Source organism: Sphingobacterium sp. UBA5670 (assembly GCF_002420705.1).
GTDB lineage: Bacteria > Bacteroidota > Bacteroidia > Sphingobacteriales > Sphingobacteriaceae > Sphingobacterium.
Map to the genome: position 1 here is coordinate 361 of NZ_DIIM01000014.1, position 20,874 is coordinate 21,234.

At 39.3% G+C, this 20,874-nt stretch carries 17 protein-coding genes; 12 read left to right on the forward strand and 5 right to left on the reverse strand.

What is annotated here, in order from left to right:
• The first annotated feature begins 548 nt into the window (after nucleotides 1-548).
• From ccoN to B3C94_RS12040, 8 genes are all read left to right on the forward strand, one after another.
• Nucleotides 549-2,687, forward strand: coding sequence for a cytochrome-c oxidase, cbb3-type subunit I (gene ccoN, locus B3C94_RS12005; protein ID WP_293903913.1), 2,139 nt, complete (start codon nucleotides 549-551; stop codon nucleotides 2,685-2,687).
• A gap of 4 nt (nucleotides 2,688-2,691) precedes the next feature.
• The gene (locus B3C94_RS12010) at nucleotides 2,692-2,889 is read left to right on the forward strand and encodes a hypothetical protein (RefSeq protein WP_293903915.1); all 198 of its coding nucleotides are present in this window, start codon (nucleotides 2,692-2,694) and stop codon (nucleotides 2,887-2,889) included.
• A gap of 3 nt (nucleotides 2,890-2,892) precedes the next feature.
• Nucleotides 2,893-3,798: a cbb3-type cytochrome c oxidase N-terminal domain-containing protein gene (locus B3C94_RS12015; RefSeq protein ID WP_293903917.1), complete on the forward strand. Its 906-nt coding sequence runs from the start codon at nucleotides 2,893-2,895 to the stop codon at nucleotides 3,796-3,798.
• 12 nt (nucleotides 3,799-3,810) lie between these two features.
• Nucleotides 3,811-5,199, forward strand: a complete 1,389-nt coding sequence (gene ccoG, locus B3C94_RS12020) for a cytochrome c oxidase accessory protein CcoG (RefSeq protein WP_293903919.1) — start codon at nucleotides 3,811-3,813, stop codon at nucleotides 5,197-5,199.
• Nucleotides 5,200-5,210: 11 nt separating this feature from the next.
• The gene (locus B3C94_RS12025) at nucleotides 5,211-5,633 is read left to right on the forward strand and encodes a FixH family protein (protein ID WP_293903921.1); all 423 of its coding nucleotides are present in this window, start codon (nucleotides 5,211-5,213) and stop codon (nucleotides 5,631-5,633) included.
• 36 nt (nucleotides 5,634-5,669) lie between these two features.
• Nucleotides 5,670-6,332, forward strand: a complete 663-nt coding sequence (locus tag B3C94_RS12030; RefSeq protein WP_293904207.1) for a sulfite exporter TauE/SafE family protein — start codon at nucleotides 5,670-5,672, stop codon at nucleotides 6,330-6,332.
• 157 nt (nucleotides 6,333-6,489) lie between these two features.
• Complete coding sequence (gene cls / locus B3C94_RS12035) at nucleotides 6,490-7,953, forward strand: cardiolipin synthase (RefSeq protein WP_293903923.1); 1,464 nt, start codon at nucleotides 6,490-6,492, stop codon at nucleotides 7,951-7,953.
• Nucleotides 7,954-8,080: 127 nt separating this feature from the next.
• Entirely contained in the window at nucleotides 8,081-10,804 is a 2,724-nt protein-coding gene (locus B3C94_RS12040) for a carboxypeptidase regulatory-like domain-containing protein (RefSeq protein ID WP_293903925.1), read from the forward strand.
• Nucleotides 10,805-11,129: 325 nt separating this feature from the next.
• Here B3C94_RS12040 and B3C94_RS12045 read toward each other — a convergent pair whose 3' ends face one another.
• Nucleotides 11,130-11,711 carry a thymidine kinase gene (locus B3C94_RS12045; protein ID WP_293903927.1) on the reverse strand — a complete coding sequence of 194 codons (582 nt, stop codon included), beginning with the start codon at nucleotides 11,709-11,711 and terminating at the stop codon, nucleotides 11,130-11,132.
• Between the two features lie 234 nt (nucleotides 11,712-11,945).
• On the opposite strand from B3C94_RS12045, the gene B3C94_RS12050 reads away from it, so the two are divergent.
• Complete coding sequence (locus tag B3C94_RS12050; protein WP_293903929.1) at nucleotides 11,946-12,965, forward strand: hypothetical protein; 1,020 nt, start codon at nucleotides 11,946-11,948, stop codon at nucleotides 12,963-12,965.
• A 61-nt stretch (nucleotides 12,966-13,026) separates the two neighbouring features.
• Here the strand turns inward: B3C94_RS12050 and B3C94_RS12055 are convergent, their stop codons facing one another.
• Nucleotides 13,027-13,653: a hypothetical protein gene (locus tag B3C94_RS12055; RefSeq protein WP_293903931.1), complete on the reverse strand. Its 627-nt coding sequence runs from the start codon at nucleotides 13,651-13,653 to the stop codon at nucleotides 13,027-13,029.
• A gap of 184 nt (nucleotides 13,654-13,837) precedes the next feature.
• Here B3C94_RS12055 and B3C94_RS12060 point away from each other — a divergent pair, with 184 nt between their 5' ends.
• Together B3C94_RS12060 and B3C94_RS12065 are read left to right on the forward strand one after the other, a co-directional pair.
• Nucleotides 13,838-14,143, forward strand: coding sequence for a YbaB/EbfC family nucleoid-associated protein (locus B3C94_RS12060; RefSeq protein ID WP_293903933.1), 306 nt, complete (start codon nucleotides 13,838-13,840; stop codon nucleotides 14,141-14,143).
• 10 nt (nucleotides 14,144-14,153) lie between these two features.
• Entirely contained in the window at nucleotides 14,154-14,837 is a 684-nt protein-coding gene (locus B3C94_RS12065; protein WP_293903935.1) for a metal-dependent hydrolase, read from the forward strand.
• A 141-nt stretch (nucleotides 14,838-14,978) separates the two neighbouring features.
• Here the strand turns inward: B3C94_RS12065 and B3C94_RS12070 are convergent, their stop codons facing one another.
• From B3C94_RS12070 to B3C94_RS12080, 3 genes are all read right to left on the reverse strand, one after another.
• Nucleotides 14,979-15,800 carry a UDP-2,3-diacylglucosamine diphosphatase gene (locus tag B3C94_RS12070; RefSeq protein ID WP_293903937.1) on the reverse strand — a complete coding sequence of 274 codons (822 nt, stop codon included), beginning with the start codon at nucleotides 15,798-15,800 and terminating at the stop codon, nucleotides 14,979-14,981.
• A 424-nt stretch (nucleotides 15,801-16,224) separates the two neighbouring features.
• Nucleotides 16,225-17,088: an N-acetylglucosamine kinase gene (locus tag B3C94_RS12075; RefSeq protein ID WP_293903939.1), complete on the reverse strand. Its 864-nt coding sequence runs from the start codon at nucleotides 17,086-17,088 to the stop codon at nucleotides 16,225-16,227.
• A 241-nt stretch (nucleotides 17,089-17,329) separates the two neighbouring features.
• A complete protein-coding gene (locus tag B3C94_RS12080) occupies nucleotides 17,330-19,057 on the reverse strand; it encodes an MFS transporter (protein ID WP_293903941.1) in 1,728 nt (575 codons plus the stop codon).
• A 303-nt stretch (nucleotides 19,058-19,360) separates the two neighbouring features.
• Here B3C94_RS12080 and rho point away from each other — a divergent pair, with 303 nt between their 5' ends.
• Nucleotides 19,361-20,860, forward strand: a complete 1,500-nt coding sequence (gene rho, locus B3C94_RS12085) for a transcription termination factor Rho (protein WP_293903943.1) — start codon at nucleotides 19,361-19,363, stop codon at nucleotides 20,858-20,860.
• The last annotated feature ends 14 nt before the right edge of the window (nucleotides 20,861-20,874 follow it).

Genomic DNA, 20,874 nt, shown 5'->3' on the forward strand with positions numbered 1-20,874 from the left:
CAGTGGTATGGTGCATCACCACTAGCCCTTAAACTAAATGCTCCTTTATTGATAGCCGCAAGCTGCAGGATGAGTCCTGGATAAAAGGACCGCGCGCTTGGGCCTATCCGGAATATTAACCAGGATGGCGGCAAACCTCCTTTTCCTGGCGAAGTAGGCAGTCTGGACTAGCCCTTATATGAAAATTTGCCGACCGATTCCCAAGAAATCTAATGCGAACTTACTACCTGGACACTGATCACCCAAAGGATATAGCTTCTGCTCTGCTGTGAAATGAGGAAGATTATGCCATTGATATCTCGCTAAGAAGATCATAAATCGTCGGGAAATGTGATGACGGTCACTTTTGTTTTCAGATCTTGTCGTGAAAAAGGACTCCTTAACAGCGTATTTCAGCTAAGTTATTTACAATCAGCGAACATAAAATGGGATTAGGCGATGTAAGTGGTTTATAGAAAAGTGACGCACATCACTTTTGTACGCATTGTGCATCATTAGATTGTCATAAAATGCTGCTTACTTTTGGATCAGAATCAACAATTTAAGTAATGCAGTTAGAGCAATTTAATTACGACAACAAGATTGTCAGGAATTTCGGAATCGCTACCATTATTTGGGGGATAGTTGGTATGACCATAGGATTGCTTGTGGCGACGCAGCTTGTTTGGCCCCAGATGAACTTTGGATTGCAATTTACAACATTTGGCCGTGTACGTCCTGTGCACACCAATGCGGTGATTTTTGCTTTCGTGGGTAATGGTATTTTTATGGGAGTCTACTACTCCTTACAGCGGGTGCTTAAAGCAAGAATGTTTAGTGATGCTTTGAGTAAACTCCATTTTTGGGGTTGGCAATTGATTATTGTTGCCTCGGCTATCACGCTGCCACTAGGTCTTACTTCAAGTCATGAGTATGCCGAAATGGAATGGCCAATTGATATTGCAATTACCCTTATTTGGGTAGTGTTCGGTATCAATATGTTCGGTACTATTATCAAACGACGCGAACGTCACATGTATGTCGCTGTTTGGTTCTATATTGCGACATTTGTTACCGTAGCAGTATTGCACATCGTTAACTCTATCCAATTGCCTGTAGCGGGCTGGAAGAGCTACTATGTCTACAAGGGTGTACAAGATGCACTGGTCCAATGGTGGTATGGTCATAACGCTGTGGCTTTCTTCCTGACAACTCCTTATTTGGGAATGATGTATTATTTCCTTCCTAAAATGGCCAATCGTCCGGTCTACTCGTACAAGTTAAGTATTCTTCACTTTTGGTCTCTGATCTTTATTTATATCTGGGCTGGTCCTCACCACTTGCTATATACAGCATTGCCGGGTTGGGTACAGTCTTTAGGGGTTGTATTCTCTATAATGTTGATTGCGCCGAGCTGGGGAGGGATGATCAACGGCTTGTTGACTTTACGTGGTGCATGGGATAAGGTACGGACAGAACCCATGCTAAAGTTTATGGTTGTAGCCCTTACCTGTTATGGTATGGCGACTTTTGAAGGTCCTATGTTATCCTTGAAACAGGTGAATGCAATTGCTCACTTTACTGACTGGATCGTTGCACACGTACACGTAGGTGCATTGGGATGGAATGGATTTATGACATTCGGTATTCTATATTGGCTGATACCACGTATTTATAAAACAGAACTTTATTCTAAGAAACTAGCATCAACGCACTTCTGGATAGGTACCTTGGGTATTTTATTCTATGCAATACCTATGTATTGGGCAGCTGTAGTACAAGGTTTGATGTGGAAAGAATTTACCCCAGAAGGTGTATTGAAATATCCTAACTTCCTTGCAACAACATTGGAAATTTTGCCAATGCACATGATGCGTGCATTAGGTGGCGCGCTTTATTTGTCTGGTGTATTCCTCATGACATTCAACTTGATCAAAACAATGCAAAAAGGTAAGCTTCTGGCCAATGAACCTGCAGAAGCTCCAGCATTGTTGCCAGTTCAAGTAAATGAACAATCGCAACACCGCCGTCTCGAACGTAAGCCGATCTTATTTATGGTGCTGGCACTTATCGCTATTCTCATCGGAGGTATGGTAGAGATGGTGCCGACTTTTACGATCTCTAAAAACGTTCCAACAATTGCCAGTGTAAAACCTTATACAGCCTTAGAACTTCAAGGCCGGGATCTTTACGTCAGAGAAGGTTGTGTGAATTGTCATACGCAAACTATTCGTCCATTTAGATCCGAAACTGCCCGCTACGGGGAGTACAGCAAGGCTGGGGAATTTGTTTACGATACACCGTTTTTATGGGGTTCGAAACGGACGGGACCTGATCTGCATCGCATCGGTGGAAAGTATCCAAACAAATGGCATTTCGATCACTTACTAGATCCGACAATTACCTCGCCAGGAAGTATTATGCCGACTTACCCTTGGTTAATCGATCAGAAACTGGATAATTCTATTCTGCAAGACAAAATGAGAGCATTACGGAAATTAGGAATCCCCTATACCGATGCAGAAATTGACCATGCTGAGCAGGATCTCACCAAACAGGCACAGAAAATTGCTGATGATCTAAAACAAAATCAAGTGAATGTGTTAGCCGACCGTGAGATCGTCGCCGTAATTGCATACTTACAGCGATTGGGCACAGATATAAAAGCAGCACCAAAGGTCGCTGATAATATTAACGCAAATCAATAAAGCCATGTTTAAGCAAATAACAAATCTAAACGGAAGTGAGCTTTATCTAATCGCATCACTTTGGATCTTCTTGATTTTCTTCATTTCAGTAGCAATTATGTTGTTTCGAATGAAAAAGGACTATGTTACGTATATGAAAGAATTGCCTTTGGAAGAAGATGAAACAGAAAAGAAACTGAATCATTCACCTGAAAGTCTATAATATATGAGTTTATTATTGGATACTGCACCTGCTACCGCGGAAGTTGTTCAATCTACGATAGGATTTGGTACAGATAATTTATACACAGATATCTTAATTGTTGTATTGATTGTTGTGATGTTGGCTCTTCTTGCCTCGGCACTGATGGTTAACCGCGCGATGAAATCGATTATTAAGATTACGATGCCTGAATTGGCCAAGGAGGAAAAACTCAAAAAGGCAGCAAATAAGGGCTGGATGAAAAGGTCGTGGAACAAGATCATGGGGATCAGACCTATTTCGGAAGAAAAAGATATTGTCATAGACCATGAGTATGATGGTATTCGCGAACTGGATAATCCGATTCCGATCTGGTTTAATTTCCTTTTTTATGGAACGATTTTTTTCGGCCTTGTTTACTTATTTGTGTATCAGGTGTCGGGCATCGGAATGAACCAAGATCAGGAGTATGCACATGAGATGGTTGTCGCTGAGAAAGAACGGCAAGCTTATCTTACAGCTTCTGCGAGCAATGTAGACGAAAGTAGCGTGGAGTTTCAGCCGGAAATGGCAGCTGATGGAAAAGCGATATTTACCGCAAATTGTGTTGCTTGTCACGGTGGTAGTGGCGAGGGAGGCATCGGACCGAACTTGACCGATAAGTTTTGGTTACATGGTGGTGAGATTAAAGACATCTTCAAAACCATTAAGTATGGTGTTCCTGATAAAGGTATGGTGCCTTGGGAACAAACGTTAAGTCCTGCACAGATCGCACAGGTTGCCAGTTATATTATCACCTTAAGGGATACAAACCCTGCTAATCCAAAAGCTCCGCAAGGTGAAGAGGTAACCTATGGTGGTGGTCAGGCGGCAAACGGAGAGAAAGCAGCGGATGATATCAACACAGATCCCGCTAAAGCAGATAAATAAATTGAAATAGCAATGAGTACAGCAGTAGTTAATAGTGCCAATAATGGCGGTTCTAAGTCTAAAAAAAGACAATGGATTTATGCCAAAAAACCGCAGGGAGAGCTTTATAAAAAAAGACAGTGGGTTGGGTATTCACTACTGTTGTTCTTGTTCGCTGCTCCTTTCATCAAAATAAATGGCGAACCGTTTTTGATGTTTAACATTATCGACCGGAAATTCTCCATCTTAGGAAATCTTTTCTATCCGCAGGATCTTTACATATTCGTATTCGGCATGTTGATCGTGATGGTATGCGTGGTTTTGTTTACGGTTGTTTTTGGCCGGGTTTGGTGCGGATGGACTTGCCCACAGACTATTTTCTTAGAATTGATATTCCGACGAATTGAGTACTGGATTGAAGGTGATTGGCAACAACAAAAGAAATTGGATGCGGGACCAAATACGGATCAAAAGCAGTTGAAGAAATTTTTGAAACATACCATATTTCTGATCATATCATTTTTCATCTCCAATATCTTTTTGTCTTATATCATCGGTGCCGACGCTCTCATTAAAATCATCACGGATCCCTTGGACCAACATATTGGCGGGTTGATATCAATTATCATATTTACATTGGTTTTCTATGGCGTATTTGCTTATGTCAGGGAGATTGTCTGTATTGCAATTTGCCCATATGGTCGGCTACAAGGGGTACTTTTAGATGACCAAAGTGTCACTGTTGCTTATGATCATAGACGTGGAGAGCCGAGAGGAAAACAACAAAAGGATGCAAAGACCTCTCAGGGGGATTGTGTGGATTGTAAACTATGTGTACATGTCTGCCCGACCGGAATTGATATTCGAAAAGGCTTGCAACTGGAATGTGTAAGCTGTACGGCTTGTATTGATGCCTGTGATGCTGTCATGGACAAGATCGGGAAACCTAAAAAGTTAATCGGTTTTTATCCAATGGGCGAAATCGAAGGCACGCTCAAGAAAAAAAACAATACACGAACAATAGCTTACTCTATCGTATTGGTTGCTTTAATGTCTGTCTTTTGTTTTCTATTGTTTAACCGTTCTCAGGTGGATGGAAGGTTGCTCCGGGCCAAGGGCAGTACCTACCAGCTTCGCGATGATAAGACAATCAGTAACCTGTATTCTTTAGAATTGATCAACAAGTCTGGTAAAGAAATGCCTTTTAAATTGGTCTGTGATGATCCGCGTTTAAAGATTCAACTGGTCAATCCTATTCAAAAATTGAGTAAAGATGGGCATGCGACACTGAGCTTTTTTCTAATTATCGCGAATAAGGATGTTGAGACCTATAAAAGTAATGTAAAATTAGCTATCTATTCGGGAGATAAGAAAGTGGAAACTTTAAAAACCACTTTTATAGCGCCTCCCGGTATGAATTAAAGAGAAAAACAATGAATTGGGGTACAAAGATTTTTTTAACCTTGGCGGTGTTCATGCTGTGCATCGTCGGAGCAGGTATATATATGGTGAGTCATGACTCGGATAGTCTGGAGGAAGATGACTATTACGAACAGGGACTGAATTATGATCAGGCTTACGATAAAAAACAGAATGTATTGATGATGAAAGAATCACCAACTGTCGAAATCAGAAAAGATACCTTATATATTCACTTTGTCTCCAAAGAAAATAAAGGGAAATTGCTGTTTAGAAAACCTTCGGATAATCGATTAGACAAAGAATTACCATTTCAGACAACAGGTAACCTATATACATTGCCCATTTCCACGTTCGATAAAGGAATGTGGAATTTGTATATTGACTGGAAAAGTGTAGGTAAAGACTTTTTGTTTGAAGAGCATATTTTATTTTAGTTTACGGAAATGAGCTATACCTATTTTGCCTTTTTCATGGGTTTATTTGGAAGCATACATTGCGCGGTTATGTGTGGTCCGTTAATTTTTGCCATTGAAGGGCGACAAGGTTTTGGATGGCATATTTTCTTCAATAAAATACTGTATCAATCGGGCAGGGTGCTTACCTATGGCTGTTTAGGTCTCTTGCTGGGTACGATAGGTTCATTTGCCCAGCTTCAGGGCTGGCAAAGAAGTTTGAGCTGGGCCACAGGTATTATCCTGATCGGAATTGCTTTATTTCAGCTCATCGGTAAGCATAACCGGAAGATCGCTAGCTGGCAGACCAAAGCGGTGCAGCCGGTTGTACGCTTATTGTCGAAATGGCTCTATAAACCGGGAGGTAGCTTTGTTGCCGGTGTACTCAATGGACTGTTGCCCTGTGGTATGGTGTACATGGCTCTTATGTCGTCGATCAATGCCGATAGTCCACAGCAAAGTTTTTTCTTTATGCTGTGTTTTGGCTTGGGGACCATTCCGCTCTTGTTTTTATTTTCTTTTCTGGGAAATTTCTCCAGATCTTTCAAAATCGGTTTTTCGAAATGGGTTCCTTTTCTATATTTCTTATTGGGAATATGGTTTATACTCCGGGGAGCCAATTTAGACATTCCTTATTTAAGCCCATTTATTCATGTCGATGGCGCAATAAACTGTGCTTAACGACAAACAATATGTTGATGCTAAGTAGTATATTACCTGAATAAATAGATTTCTCGATAGAAAGAGGAGAGATTGATAAATTACTTATATATGCTACGCAATTAAATTGCATATAAAAGGTAATTTATCTAAGTTTGGTAAAACCTTAGCAGAAAATATGGAGGTACTTCATCATATTTTACAGATTGCGTTACAATATTACTGGATTCCTTTGCTTATCCTTTATATTGGTGTAATCGGAACGATCCTGATCGAAAACCGTAACCCTTCCAAGACCATTGCCTGGATTATGGTCATTGTTTTCTTGCCTATTATAGGTTTACTCATTTACTATTTTTTTGGGCAAAAATTTAAAAAGGTCAAAAGAATGAAACGTGTATACCGTGAGCAGTCGAAAAAGCTTATGGATGCCTGGCGTAAAGAATCCGAAATTATGGAGGAGCATATCGATACGTTAAACGAACGCATCGGTAGCTTGGCCATGGTGTATCGTTACCTCAAAAATCAAAAAATCTCTACATTTTCTCTCAATAACGATGTAACGCTGTTTATTAATGGGGAAGAAAAGTTTCCGGTACTTATCGATGAGCTCAAAGCAGCCCAGCACTCCATTCATATGGAATACTACATCTGGGAAATGGATGAAATAGGTCAGGAAATTTTACATATTTTAGAAGAAAAGGCGAAAACTGGGGTCACGGTACGTCTGATATTGGATAGTTTTGGTGCACCAGATGTCATTAAATATTTGCGGCGGCATAAGCCGGATTTCGCATTTCAAGCCTTTCTTCCGGTGACTTTTAGTTCCCTTGCTAACAGTAACTACCGAAATCACCGTAAGATCGCGGTTATCGATGGCAAAACTGGCTTTGTGGGGGGCATCAATATTTCAGACCGTTATATTAACAATGGAAAAAATGAGATTTATTGGCGGGACACAGCAATGATGGTTGTCGGCGCGGCCGTGAATACTTTGCAAATTCAGTTTTGGAATAGCTGGAACCAGACAGAGGCTGAATCTTTTGAATTGGGGCGTGGTTATTTAAACCGATTTCCACTCACAGATGAAGATGCAAGCGGGGTAGGGTTTACAGCTAGTGATCCAGGATCCCCTGCACCGTTCAATATGGAAGCAATTATTGCAGGGATCAACGAAGCAAAAGAATATGTACAGTTGTGCACACCATATTTTATTCCCAGCGATCAATTGACAACGGCTTTGATGCTGGCGGTTTCCTCAGGAGTGCGTGTGGATCTGATGTTGCCGGCCCAGTCTGATTCATTTTTTGTACAACATGCTTCTTTCTCGTTTATTAAGCCGCTGCTGGAAAGAGGTGTCAATGTATATCTCTATAAAAAGGGCTTTCTTCATGCCAAAACGATCTGTATTGATGGGAAGCTGGCTTATATTGGTACGACAAATCTTGATATCAGAAGTTTTTATATCAACTTTGAGATCTCCGGGATTGTCTCGGACAAAGCACTTTGCGACCGTCTTAACGCGCAGTTTTTGGCTGATATTGAAGTTTCCGATCTGATTACAATCCGAAGATGGATGCAGCGTAGCCGCTGGAAAAGAGGGGTCGATTCAATCTGCAGACTTTTAGCGCCATTGCTTTAAGCTCCTTTATCCTTCCGGGAACTGTCCATTGAATAGGCATAATAAATGTTAAAAATACCCCAATGAGGTTGGTCTTTGCCTAAAATTGAATATATTTAGCTATTCATTTTTTATTCTAAGACTTTCAATGAAGCACATAAAACTATTGACTTTATCGATAGGACTGTTAGGAATGGGGACGACTTATGCGCAGACCACACCTACACTACCTATTAATACGATCGTAGAGCGAGTTCAGAAATATTTTCAAGTCTACCCAGTTGAAAAAGTACATTTGCATTTCGATAAACCGTATTATGCCGTAGGGGACACCCTTTGGTTTTCGACCTATTTATCCCGTAATCTAGCGGAATATGAGCCAAGTAAAATTGCTTATGTAGAAGTGTTAAATAGTCGTGATTCGCTTATTCAGACGCTTAGAATTCCGTTGGATAAAGGTGTAGGAAATGGACAGATTGTACTGGATCCACAGTTTATGTCGCAGGACAATTATCGATTCAGAGGCTATACAAAATGGATGGCAAACTTTGATAACGCCTACTTTTTTAATAAAGTAGTCCCGATAGGTGATGTTATCAATAAAAAATTGATTACGAATATTGAATTCCAGAATAATATTGGAGGCAATAAAACCCAGGCTGTGATACAGTTCCGCGACCGTACTGGAAAACCGATGATCAACTCAAAGATTAACTGGGAATTTGTCTCGGGATGGGAAACCTTCGATAAGGGAAAAGGTGAGACTGATGGTCTGGGGAAAGTAACGATAAACTTATCCGCGAAAGAAAAGGAAAATCTGGAGAAAGGGCAACTGAAAATTAGCATTCAGGAGAATAAAAATGAGAAGCCACTGTCGAGCTCTTTCTTGCTTAAAAATGCTTTATGGGATGCTGATGTACAATTTTTTCCTGAGGGGGGAGATATCATCGCCGGACTGGCAAAAAAAGTTGCCTTTAAAGCCGTTGGATCTGATGGAAAGGGACTCAAGGTAAAAGGCAGTATTTTGGACTCGAAAGGCAAGTCTATTGCCGAGTTTGAAGACTTTGGAACGGGCATGGGATATTTTTCTCTTCTACCGCTTGCCGGGGAAAACTATCAAGCTGTCGTAAAGTTTGAGAACGGGCAGGAACGTAAATATAAATTGCCCGCTGTTGTCAACGATAAGGCCAATGTGGTTTTTGTGAAACAGGATGCCACGAATGCAGAATTTGCAGTAGTGACCAGCGAAGAAAATTTTACGAAAAATCCGGGCCACTCTTATTATGTTTTGGTTCAGTCGAATGGCCATCTCTGTTTTGGTGCTCAGGTAAATTTAAAATCTTCTTCGGCTTTGGTCAATATTCCCAAAGAGCGTCTGCCAAATGGTATTGTCCAGGTAACCTTATTGAGTCCTGATGGAAAACCGATTAGCGAACGCCTGGCCTTTGTTCAAAGTGAAAAGCTTTTAAATATTCAGGTGACTAGCGATAAACAAAGTTACAAGGCAAAAGACTTGGTTAATCTAAAACTTGCTGTCGACAATAATGGACAGAAATTTCCGGGAAGTTACTCTGTAGCTGTAATTGACGAATCAAAAGTCCCTTACAACGATCAGGCAGATCTATCCATTGTGAGCAACTTTCTGTTGACTTCGGACCTGAAAGGAAATGTGGAAAATCCAAATGCTTATTTCGATGAGAAAAATCCCAACCGGGATAAAGCTTTGGATGCCTTATTAATGACACAGGGCTATCGTCGTTTCGATTATCCAACGCTGATAGCAGAGAAGTTGCCACAGATCAGTTTTCTTCCAGAACAAGGGATTGAATTGTCGGGTATCCTTCGTATGAATACCGGGCGTCCTTATCCAAATGGTGGGTTACTATTATCTGTACCTTCCCGTAATATAAAAAAGGACGTGTATACAGATCAGAATGGACGATTTACATTTAAGGATCTTGTGTTCCCAGATTCGTCCAAAGTAACGGTTAATGCCCGATCGAATGACAATTACCGAAGCTTGGTTATTAATATGGATCAGAGCTTTTACCCCGAGATCGATAAGAATAATGGATATAAGAGTTATTTTGTACCTAATATAGACCAAGCTTTTGCTCCTTATTTGGCAAATAGCCGAAAGGAATATCGAAAATCGATTCTGTTAGATGAGGTGGAAGTGACGGCCGTAGTGAAAAAGGTAATCACCAATAAAGATTTTCCTTCGATTTCGGGGCTGTCCATGCCGGAACATCGTATTGAGCCTGAGCGTTTGACGGGCTGTAATGTGTTGACGATGTGTCTTCAAACGGTATTGACAGGCATTACTTATGATCCGCAGACATTGAAATATTATGTTTCCCGCGACTATAACGCGGGTGGACGTACGCCGGTTCAATTCTTCTTAAACGGTATGGCTATTGACGAACCTGGATTGAATAGCATCAACGTCGCGGATATCGAAGGTATCGAAATCTTCTTACGTGATGAATTGGGTACAGTCTCCAGAATGTATCAAAACAATGGTGTTGTGTCAATCTATACGAAGAAAGTAGAAGCGAAGAAACCACGCATGTCACTGAGTGAGATTGAAAGCATGTTGCCTAAATCAAATGTAATCGATATGTATCCGTTGGGTTATATTAAAGAACGGAAATTCTATGTTCCAAAATATGATACGCCGGAAAGAAAAGCTGTAAACGATTTGAGAACGACCATTTATTGGAATCCTAAAGTCTCGATTACGGAAACAGGGGAAGCTGCTGTTCAGTTTTTTAACGCTGATGGAAATGGAAACTACAAGGTAATCGTTGAAGGAATGGATCAGACAGGAAATATTGGCCGTAAGGTTATGAATTATCGCGTTCAGCCATAAGGTATAACAAAAGTTCTTTCTGATCAATAATCGGGTGCAACGAGCGCCTGGATACCTAAGCGTAAAACAAGAATCAATAAAACAGATATTTTAAACAGAAAACGCTGTTCCCAGTCAAAGAGAACAGCGTTTTCTGTTTTAAAAAAAACACCTCCTTGATGGGCAAGGAGGTGCTAACTAACCAATTATAAACCTAAATTATGAAAAGTATTTTGTCGCTTTTTAAAAGCGCTAATATTCTTATTTGTTAAGTATATTTCAAATCCTATGCCAAATTGAATAAGTGACAGATTTGGCAGATTTTTATTGATTTAACCTGACTATTCTATTTGTTCAGATGAAAATAACATTGCCTGCAGCGCGGTTCGTAGGCTTCTTTTTCACCTAAAAGTACCGTTGCTGTATCGTTTGTCAGGCGATAGGAATAATTTGCAGGAGCGCCGCATTGCATGCATACTGCATGTACCTTGGTTACATGTTCAGCAACTGCCATCAGATTGGGAATTGGCCCAAATGGCTGCCCCTGATAATCCATATCCAGGCCGGCGACAATTACCCGAATGCCACTGTTTGCCAATTTGACACATACTTCTGTCAAACCGTCATCAAAAAATTGTGCTTCATCAATTCCGACGACTTGCGTTGATGAACTCAGCAGTAGGATAGCGGAAGAATGGTCGACAGGTGTCGATGGTATGCTATTGCTATCGTGTGAAACAACCAATTTCTCATCGTATCGCTTATCAACGGCTGGCTTAAAGATTTCGACATTTAGACGTGCATATTGTGCTCTTTTTAGCCTGCGGATCAATTCTTCTGTCTTACCCGAGAACATCGAGCCACAGATGATTTCAATGCTACCATATTGAGCGGGGCGCAAAGCCAAATTATGTTCGGAAAAAAGCATTTGATTAATTTAATTTTGCCGGAAGGTCTGCAAATAAGGTGATATTTGTAAAATGACCTCCTATTATATTCTGTTTTTGACGCTGCTAATATCAGAATTAAATATTAAATTTGGGTAGCAAAAAAGTGAATGTAAATCCAAATATTTAAAAATCAAAGGATTGAGTTTTCCACTTTTCGGCCGCTTCAAGGTATAAGTATTATAAATGATTAATTGGTGATTTCAAACAGAATTATGGGTACTAAAGAGGAAATTTTTAATAAGATAGGTGATTTATTACAGGATTTAAATGGACAGTATCTGACCTTGTCAGAGCAAGGGAATTTGTCCGGAATTAACGAATTAGTAACATTGGAAGCTAAGGCACAAGCTGTAACAGCATATATAACTTTACTCAAGACAAAGGCCGTTCTTCAGGAAAATCAGTCGCAGCGTACATTAAGTACTGCGGCGCTGGAAAGTAAAAAGATTGGATTTAACGACTATTTTACCCCTCCTTCTACCCTCAGAGCATCAGCACAGCAGACTGTCGCTGAACATCAAGATAAAGCAGCTGAGGAAGTTCAGCCGGTTGAAGATTTCAACCGTAGTAATGAAGATAGCATTGTGGTAAACGAAGAAACCATCGTGGGGGATAAAGAAGCCCAAGTTGTTTCAGAAAGTGAACCTGTAGAATCGAAAGAGCCTAGTTCTGCAATTGTTGAACCTGTCGTTCCTCCTGTTGCTGCAACACCACCGGTTTTTACAGATGCCCCAGTGGATGAATTAGCTTATCAGGCAGAAAAGAAAATCACTGAGCAAGTTGAAGAACCTACTGTCGTGGTTACAGAAGTGATCGAAGAACCAAAAGAAGTTGTTATTGAACAACCGAAGGAGATTCTTATTCAGGAAGAAATTAACACGGTCGTTGAGGAGGTTCCTGCTAGGCCCTTGACCTTAAATGAAATTATCTCTCAACAGAAACAGGCTGGTGTGCAGAACCGCGTTTATCAGGTTAATCAATCTGGAAGTGCCGATAAGCTGACCGATATCAAAACGGGCATTAGCTTAAATGATAAACTCCTTTTTATTAAAGATTTGTTTAATGGCTATAGTTTGGCTTATAGTGAAGCTATCGAATTATTAAACAGGTTTACAAGTTATGCGGAAGCGGATGCATTTTTGCAGACGAATTATGCCATTAAGAATAAGTGGGCAGATAAACCGCATACCGTCGAAAAATTATACAATGTCCTGCGTAGAAGATATAATTAGATAATCAATAAAAAAGCTCTAGCGACACTAGAGCTTTTTTATTGCTCTTTATTTTGTGCTTTTAGCTCAATTGAAATTGTAGCCAATCATTTCCTTCATGACCATAAACAAAATATTTTGGCTGAAGGATTTCCGCCAAGGATTCGAGCATACCTAAATAATTATATCCGGGATTCTGTGCAAATTGCTGATCGGTCATAATAAAGACTTGGTCAAGCTCAATAGCTTTTGAGGAAGCAATAGCGGGCATATCCAATAATTGTGGAATATTCATGAAAGTGCCTTCCCCCTGGGCAATCACAATGATTTTATCGGCTTCATCTTCCGTTGTAACTGGAACTCCGCCAGCTATTTTGATGGATTCTTGTAGATAAGCAGAGCGGTTTACTTCCAAGGGTTGTATCTGATCCAATACCAAAACTTTCGGTCTATCTGTCGCTGAGATAAATTTAAGCTTATGGATAAGAATACTAGTTTCGTCTTCAATTTTTTCAACCAGTTCCGCTATTTTGTCGTGAGCGTCGAGATGGGTCCCGATACTTTTGACATAGGAAATCATATCATCGATGTCGATAAGTTGCGGACGTTCTGAAATTAATTTACCATAAGTTTCAGTTGGAATAGCTGCCGCATTGAGACCCAACTGGTCCAAAATATGGGCGACTAATTTTTCTTGATTGCTTTGCATGCTGCAAAAATACAAAACCTTCATGACTTCGCAGATACCAAGAGCAATGAAAGCGAACTGAAGGTTCTTTCTGGCCAATAAGATCAGACACTTTCGGAAAGAAGGGGAGTATTGGCGAAAGTAAATTAGCAATAGTAGGTATGCTGAGATTTTCGTAAATTGGCCTGAAATAAATGATATAAATATGTTTGACAAATTATTTCAAGCGCAGCAAAAAGCGGAAGAAATCAAGAAAAGATTGGATTCAATTTCTGTATCTGGCGAAGTGGAAGGCGGTTTGATCCGTGTGGTAGCGACAGCGAACAAAGAGATAAAAGAGGTTACTATCGATCCTGTATTTTTATCAAACGCAGATAAGGAAGAATTGGAGGAGTTGCTTGTGGTTGCTTTGAATAAAGCAATTGCACAGGCGGAGAATATCAGTCAGGCTGAAATGCAGGCTGCGAGCAAGGATATGTTGGGTGGATTAGGTGGTTTATTTAATCAATAGCGATATTATCATGAAAGCGACTTATTACGGACAATCTTGTGTAGAGTTTGATTTTGAAGGAACAAAGGTTCTTGTGGATCCATTTGTGACTTATAATCCGCTAGCAAAGGAAATTGATGTGAATGCAATTAGACCGGATTATATCTTTTTAAGCCATGGTCATCAAGATCATGTGGCCGATATGGCAACAATCCAAAAGAATAGCCAAGCGACGGTTCTGGCAATTGTTGAAACTGCCGATTGGGTGAGAAGACAAGGGGTTCCTGACGATAAGGTGATCGAGTTTAATTTAGGCGGGACGGTGCAGCTTCCGTTTGGTTCGGTAAAGATGGTGTATGCCGCACATACCAATAGTACTCCGGATGGTCAATATGGTGGTTTCCCAGTAGGATTTGTCTTTAATGTACAAGGCAAACGCATCTATTTCGCTGGTGATACGGCTTTGACCATGGAAATGAAACTACTGGCCGATATGAACTTAGATTGGGCATTTTTGCCAATTGGCGGGCATTATACGATGGACGTGGATGACGCGATCAAAGCGGCTGAGTTTGTTAATTGCGCGCGCGTAGTTGGTATTCATTATGATTCTTTCCCTCCAATTACGATTGATAAACAGCAGGCATTGGATAAATTTCAAAATGAGGATATTTCATTGTCTTTGCCGAAAATCGGTGAGACATTCGACCTATAAAACAAAAGCTTCCTAATTTCGCGGACCAACGCAATGAAAGCGGACTGAAGACTCTTTCTGGGCAATAACAATTTCAGATAAAAAAGCCGGATTTAATCCGGCTTTTTTATCTACGATGAATTTAGACGGATCTCCTGTTTATCACGACGATATCACAATCTTTTTAAGATCCTCAAGACTGAAAAGAGGGATATCAATAATTTTATTCTTCAGAATCTGCTCTTTGTTCTCCTCAAAATAAAACAGCTTCCATTCGCCATTTTTATATTCTAGACTACTGAGATTTTCGATCCAGTCGCCTGAGTTCATATAGGTACAGGTTCCTTTTCTGGTAATGACTTCTTTGATTTGAGGCTGATGAATGTGTCCGCAGATGACGAAATCATAATTTTTTTCAATTGCCAGTTCAGTAGCTGTATGTTCAAAATCCGATATATATTTAACTGCTTTTTTTACTGAGTTTTTGATCTTTTTGGAGAGTGAATACTTTTCTTTACCCATTTTGTCCAGGCAATAATTAATCACATTATTGAGCTGAATAAGCTTGTCATATCCCCAGCCACCCAGTTTGGCCAGCCATTTCGAATGGTGAATGGATGCGTCGAATACGTCCCCATGAAAGATCCAGACTTTTTGATTATTGAGTGAGAGAAGCAGTTTATTGCTCAGCTTGATATTACCTAATTTGAGGTCGGTAAACTTACGTAGCATTTCATCGTGGTTGCCTGTAATGTAATGTACTTCTGTACCCGAGGAACTCATATCAATAATTTTTTTGATGACTTTGAGATGTTCCTGTGGGAAATAGCTCTTTTTAAATTGCCAAATGTCTACGATGTCTCCATTCAATATCAGTATTTTGGGAGATACGGACTCTAAGTAAAGTAAAAGCTCTTTCGCTCTACTCCCGTAGGTACCGAGGTGTAAATCTGAGATTACAAGTATATCAAGGCTTCTTTTCATTTGCAATAAATTTGTTTATTCATCTACATCTCCAAAGATGTCTAAACCTTTGTTGATTTTTGTTGTCCTTTTGCCTTTGGAGGACTTTATTTCACCTCCAGCGGATTTGTCTGCAATGAATCGATCATGAACTGTTTATTCTACCGGTTTTTCGCTTAAATAAGCCACGATTTCTCATTCGATAAATCTATTATCTTCTTTTACAAAAAAAGGATACTTTTATTTTGTACCCATGAAATTCCTGTTATTAAATCATTAAAATGTCGTGTAAAACGGTGTGAATTAGTTTATTGTAATTTAATATTAGGGAAAACCCGGGAAGCGGGATAGTCTAACGTATAGGAAGAACGGGGCCATGATAAACGAAAAAAGGTATCCAATTGTTATTGGATACCTTCAAGTATGTTAAAGATTATTTTCCTTTTTATTTAGCAGCTGCAGCAGCTCTATCGATGTGGAATTGTACTAAATCATCAATAGGGGAGCGTAAGATTTTACCTACTTTCATTCCATATTGCTCTGCTTTTTCAGCTAATACATTTCTGAAATTATAACCTACTGAACCGATACAGTTGAACGTGTAGCTTTGGTAATTAGGGTATTTGCTCACCAGATTTCTGAAAAATGCTTCAAAAGCCTCATCAACAATATTGCGTGTATATTCGATATTTACATTGTTGTCATACACAAATTTGCTAAAGCTTGCACAGAAACGATTTGGCATAGGTTTGGTATAAACCGCGTCCATAATTTCGTCTTTTGTCATTTTATATGTGTTCCAGAACACTTCTTTAACATCTTTAGGCATTAAATTACGTACATAGTCTGCAAGTAATTTTTTACCAATATAACTACCAGAACCTTCATCACCTAAAATGTAAGCGCCTGAGTCAATGTTTAATGTGATTTCTTTACCATCATAGAGACAAGAGTTTGTTCCTGTTCCCAAGATCGCCGCAAATCCAGCTTGAGATCCTAATAATGCTCTTGCTGCTGCAAGAAGATCATGTCCTACTTCAACTTCAGCCGTAGTAAATACTTGTTTTAAGGCGTCAACTACAATCTGTGCTTTTTCCTTGTTGTGGACACCAGCACCATAATAGTTTACTTCCGCGATTTTTTCAAAAGGTAAATCTTGTGGAAGTCCTTTTTTTAGGGAGTTTACAATGTATTCACTATCAACAAAATAAGGGTTGTACCCTTCTGTATTGAAGTAGATTTTTTTATTCGAATCGTCTAACAAACACCAGTTTGTTTTTGTTGATCCCCCGTCAGCAATGATTATCATTATTGAGTAGTTTTAATTGTGTTTATCGTTATAAAATGAGTAATCAATTCATTAATCAATTCCCCGAAAATACATTTTTTAATTTTAAATATCATAATTTATCCATGTATTTTTCAAAAAATAAATTTTTGTAGTCTCGTGACTATATAAAAAAACTGGCTTAACGATATTGTTAAGCCAGTTTTTGAGCTGTGTAATAAAATTGTTTAAATAGTGTACTATTTACAATTAGTGAGGGGTATTAATGCCCTCCTTCAGCTTCTATTTCGTCAATGTTGATTCCCTGTTTTGTTAATATTCCCCTAACAAATATCGCAAAGAAAACAATGTAAGAAAATCCAATCAAAGGTAAGATATAGGAGTTGTGAATACCGATGACATCTGCTAATTTTCCTTGGATAGGAGGAAGGACTCCACCGCCAAGAATCATCATAACAAGGAATGCCGACCCTTGGGCTGTATACTTACCTAATCCTACAATGGATAAACTAAAAATTGAAGACCACATAATTGAGCATGCAAGTCCGCCCGACAAGAAGGCATAAATTGCTACTGTACCAGACGACAATAAGCCAATTATCATTGCAAAGATTGCAAATAAGCCAAAAGTGATTAATGTACGAGCTGGTTTCTCTTTACTGATATAAAAAGCGATGATCTGTAGGATAATACATACTACATAGTAGTATAAATGAGACATTTCAAATCCTGCAAGTGTATTGACACCAATAATAATCGAAAATGCGATTAAGGGTACAATAATCAACAATGTTTTTTTTGTGGATTTGCTTAAGTTAAATGCTGTAATAGCGCCGGCCCAACGACCGATCATCATACTACCCCAATACATCGATACATAGGGTGTAATCTCCGACGATTGTAGATTGCCGAATTCTTTCAATGTCAATAATTCACCTAAATTGCTACCAATAGCAACTTCAACACCAACATAGATAAAAAGAGCAAGCATACCCAATACTAATTGTGGATATTTCATTGCCCCCCAACCTTCAGGATTTTTTTGAGCGCTTTTATTTGAGAATAACAAACCGCCAATAACTACAACTAAAGCACCGCCAAGCCAAAGCATACGTTGCATTTCAAGGGGTTGGGCAACTTCTTTAATGTGTAATTTGAGTTGGTCAATCTGAACCTGATCCGTTAAACTTGAAACCTGTTGGTGTAACTGTTCAATATGTAGTGCCAAATCACTCTTATAGCTCAGAAAAACAGGAGCAAACATGCCAAAAAGAAGGATAGTCATGATGATCAATGTGCGTAAAGCTTTATTGGCTTTTTCCATTGGCTCATCGCTAATTCCGGCAGGAACTTTTTTGCTGAAATTAAATAATGCTGCAGCTAATAGGAACAAAAGACCGACACCTACATAAAGGTAAACAACCTTGTTTAATGGAAGATTGGCAATTTCTGAATCTGAAACAGGTTCAAATGTGCCGAATAAAGAGAAGCCGATGATCAAAGGACCTATTGTAGAACCAAATGAGTTAATACCGCCACCTAGGTTAACGCGGGAAGCACCCGTTTTTGGATCGCCCAATAAAACGGCAAATGGATTTGCTGCAGTCTGTTGTAATGAAAAACCAAGGGCTACAACAAATAGTCCCAACAACATACCCACGTATAAGTTTACTTCGACAGCGACAATCATGGCAGCTGCGCCCAAAGCGGAGAAAAGTAAACCATAAACGATACTCTTTTTATATCCCCATTTTCCAACCAGATCCTTTCCGCCGATTGAACTGAAGATAAATAGTAACAAAGCACCGATATAATAGGCCGTATAAAAAGCAAAGTCTATTAGCTGTGATTGAAATTGGTCTAAATGAAAGTAATTTTTGCAGAAAGGTATAAAAACACTGTTCCCTGCCGCAATGAACCCCCAAAAGAAAAACACAATAATCAATGTGTAGAGTGCGGGGTAATTGGTTTTAGTTTGTTGCTGTTCCATATAAGGGATCTAAAAACTTAAATTTTGAAAGGTACGAACTTATGAAAAAAAATATAAATTCAATCTAAAAATGTTGTTAAATCGTTTTACTAGCTACAATAGTAAATATTTTTTTTGAAATATTTTGAAATAACAAAATTTGTTTTTTTCTTTGTCTAGGTTCTCAATATTTAATCCACTTCGGGTTTAAAAGAAATCATTAAGTTCTTCATCTCACTTAATCTTGGAAACTTGTTTAAGTGTGTAATCAGAATTCAGAATAAAGCTCAAAAAGAAAATCCAAAAATCATACACAACACATTAATGGATATTAACGAATTAAACGCTAAACTCGTATCAGAATTGCGCGAGATTGCTAAGTTGATCGGTATCGCAGATGCTGATAAATTGCGTAAACAAGAATTAATCGAAAGAATTAGCAATACTGGTGCAGAAGAGGAAGCCGCTCCAGCGCCAGCTGAAAAAGCAGCTAAAGTAGAGGAAGATAGTCAGGAACATGCTGAACGTACACGTAAACGTGTAAGGACTGTAAAAACTGCGGAGCCTGTCACGGTAAGAAAGCGCGAAGCTTCTGAGCATGACGAAAATCCTGTTACTCCAGAGCATGCGACAGCAGTAGATAAAGGTTCCCAACCTGAAAAAGCACCTCAAACCCCTAAAGCAGAAACCACATCTTCAAGTACAGATTTCGATAATGTCATCGTTAATGAGGGGGTATTGGAAATTATGCCTGATGGTTATGGCTTCTTACGTTCATCAGATTATAACTATTTGACATCTCCTGATGATATTTATGTATCACAATCTCAAATCAAATTATTTGGTTTAAAAACAGGGGATACAGTACGAGGTTGTATTCGTCCGCCAAAAGAGGGTGAAAAGTATTTTCCTTTGGTAAGGGTTGAAGCGATCAATGGACAAAATCCTGCTGAAGTACGTGATCGTGTGCCATTTGATTATTTGACGCCATTATTCCCTGATGAGCGTTTAAATTTAGATATGGGGGTTGGAAATTACTCTACGCGTATCATGGATTTGTTCACGCCTATAGGTAAAGGGCAACGTGGATTGATCGTTGCTCAGCCAAAAACAGGTAAAACAAACTTGTTGAAAGAGGTTGCAAATGCGATTGCAAAAAATCACCCGGAAGTTTATTTGATTATCTTATTAATTGATGAACGTCCTGAGGAGGTTACTGATATGGCAAGAAGTGTGCGTGCAGAAGTTGTTTCTTCTACATTCGATGAGCCTGCTGACCGCCATGTGAAAATTGCGAATATCGTGCTTGAGAAAGCTAAACGTATGGTTGAGTGTGGGCATGATGTCGTTATCTTATTAGATTCTATCACCAGATTAGCGCGTGCATATAACACCGTTGCTCCTGCATCAGGTAAAATTTTATCCGGTGGTGTGGATGCGAATGCTTTGCATAAACCAAAACGTTTCTTTGGTGCTGCCCGAAATATTGAAAATGGTGGTTCATTGACAATTTTAGCAACAGCATTGACAGATACCGGTTCTAAAATGGATGAAGTTATCTTTGAAGAATTCAAAGGTACAGGTAATATGGAATTACAATTGGATCGTAAGCTGGCGAACAAACGGATTTTCCCTGCTATCGATATTACGGCTTCGAGCACACGTCGTGATGATCTATTGACAGATAAAGAAACATTACAACGTATTTGGGTGCTTCGTAACCACTTGTCTGATATGAATTCTACAGAGGCCATGGAATTTTTGCAGGGTCAATTGCGTGGAACTAAATCAAATGAGGAATTTTTGATCAGTATGAATGGTTAATTCCATCAAATTTT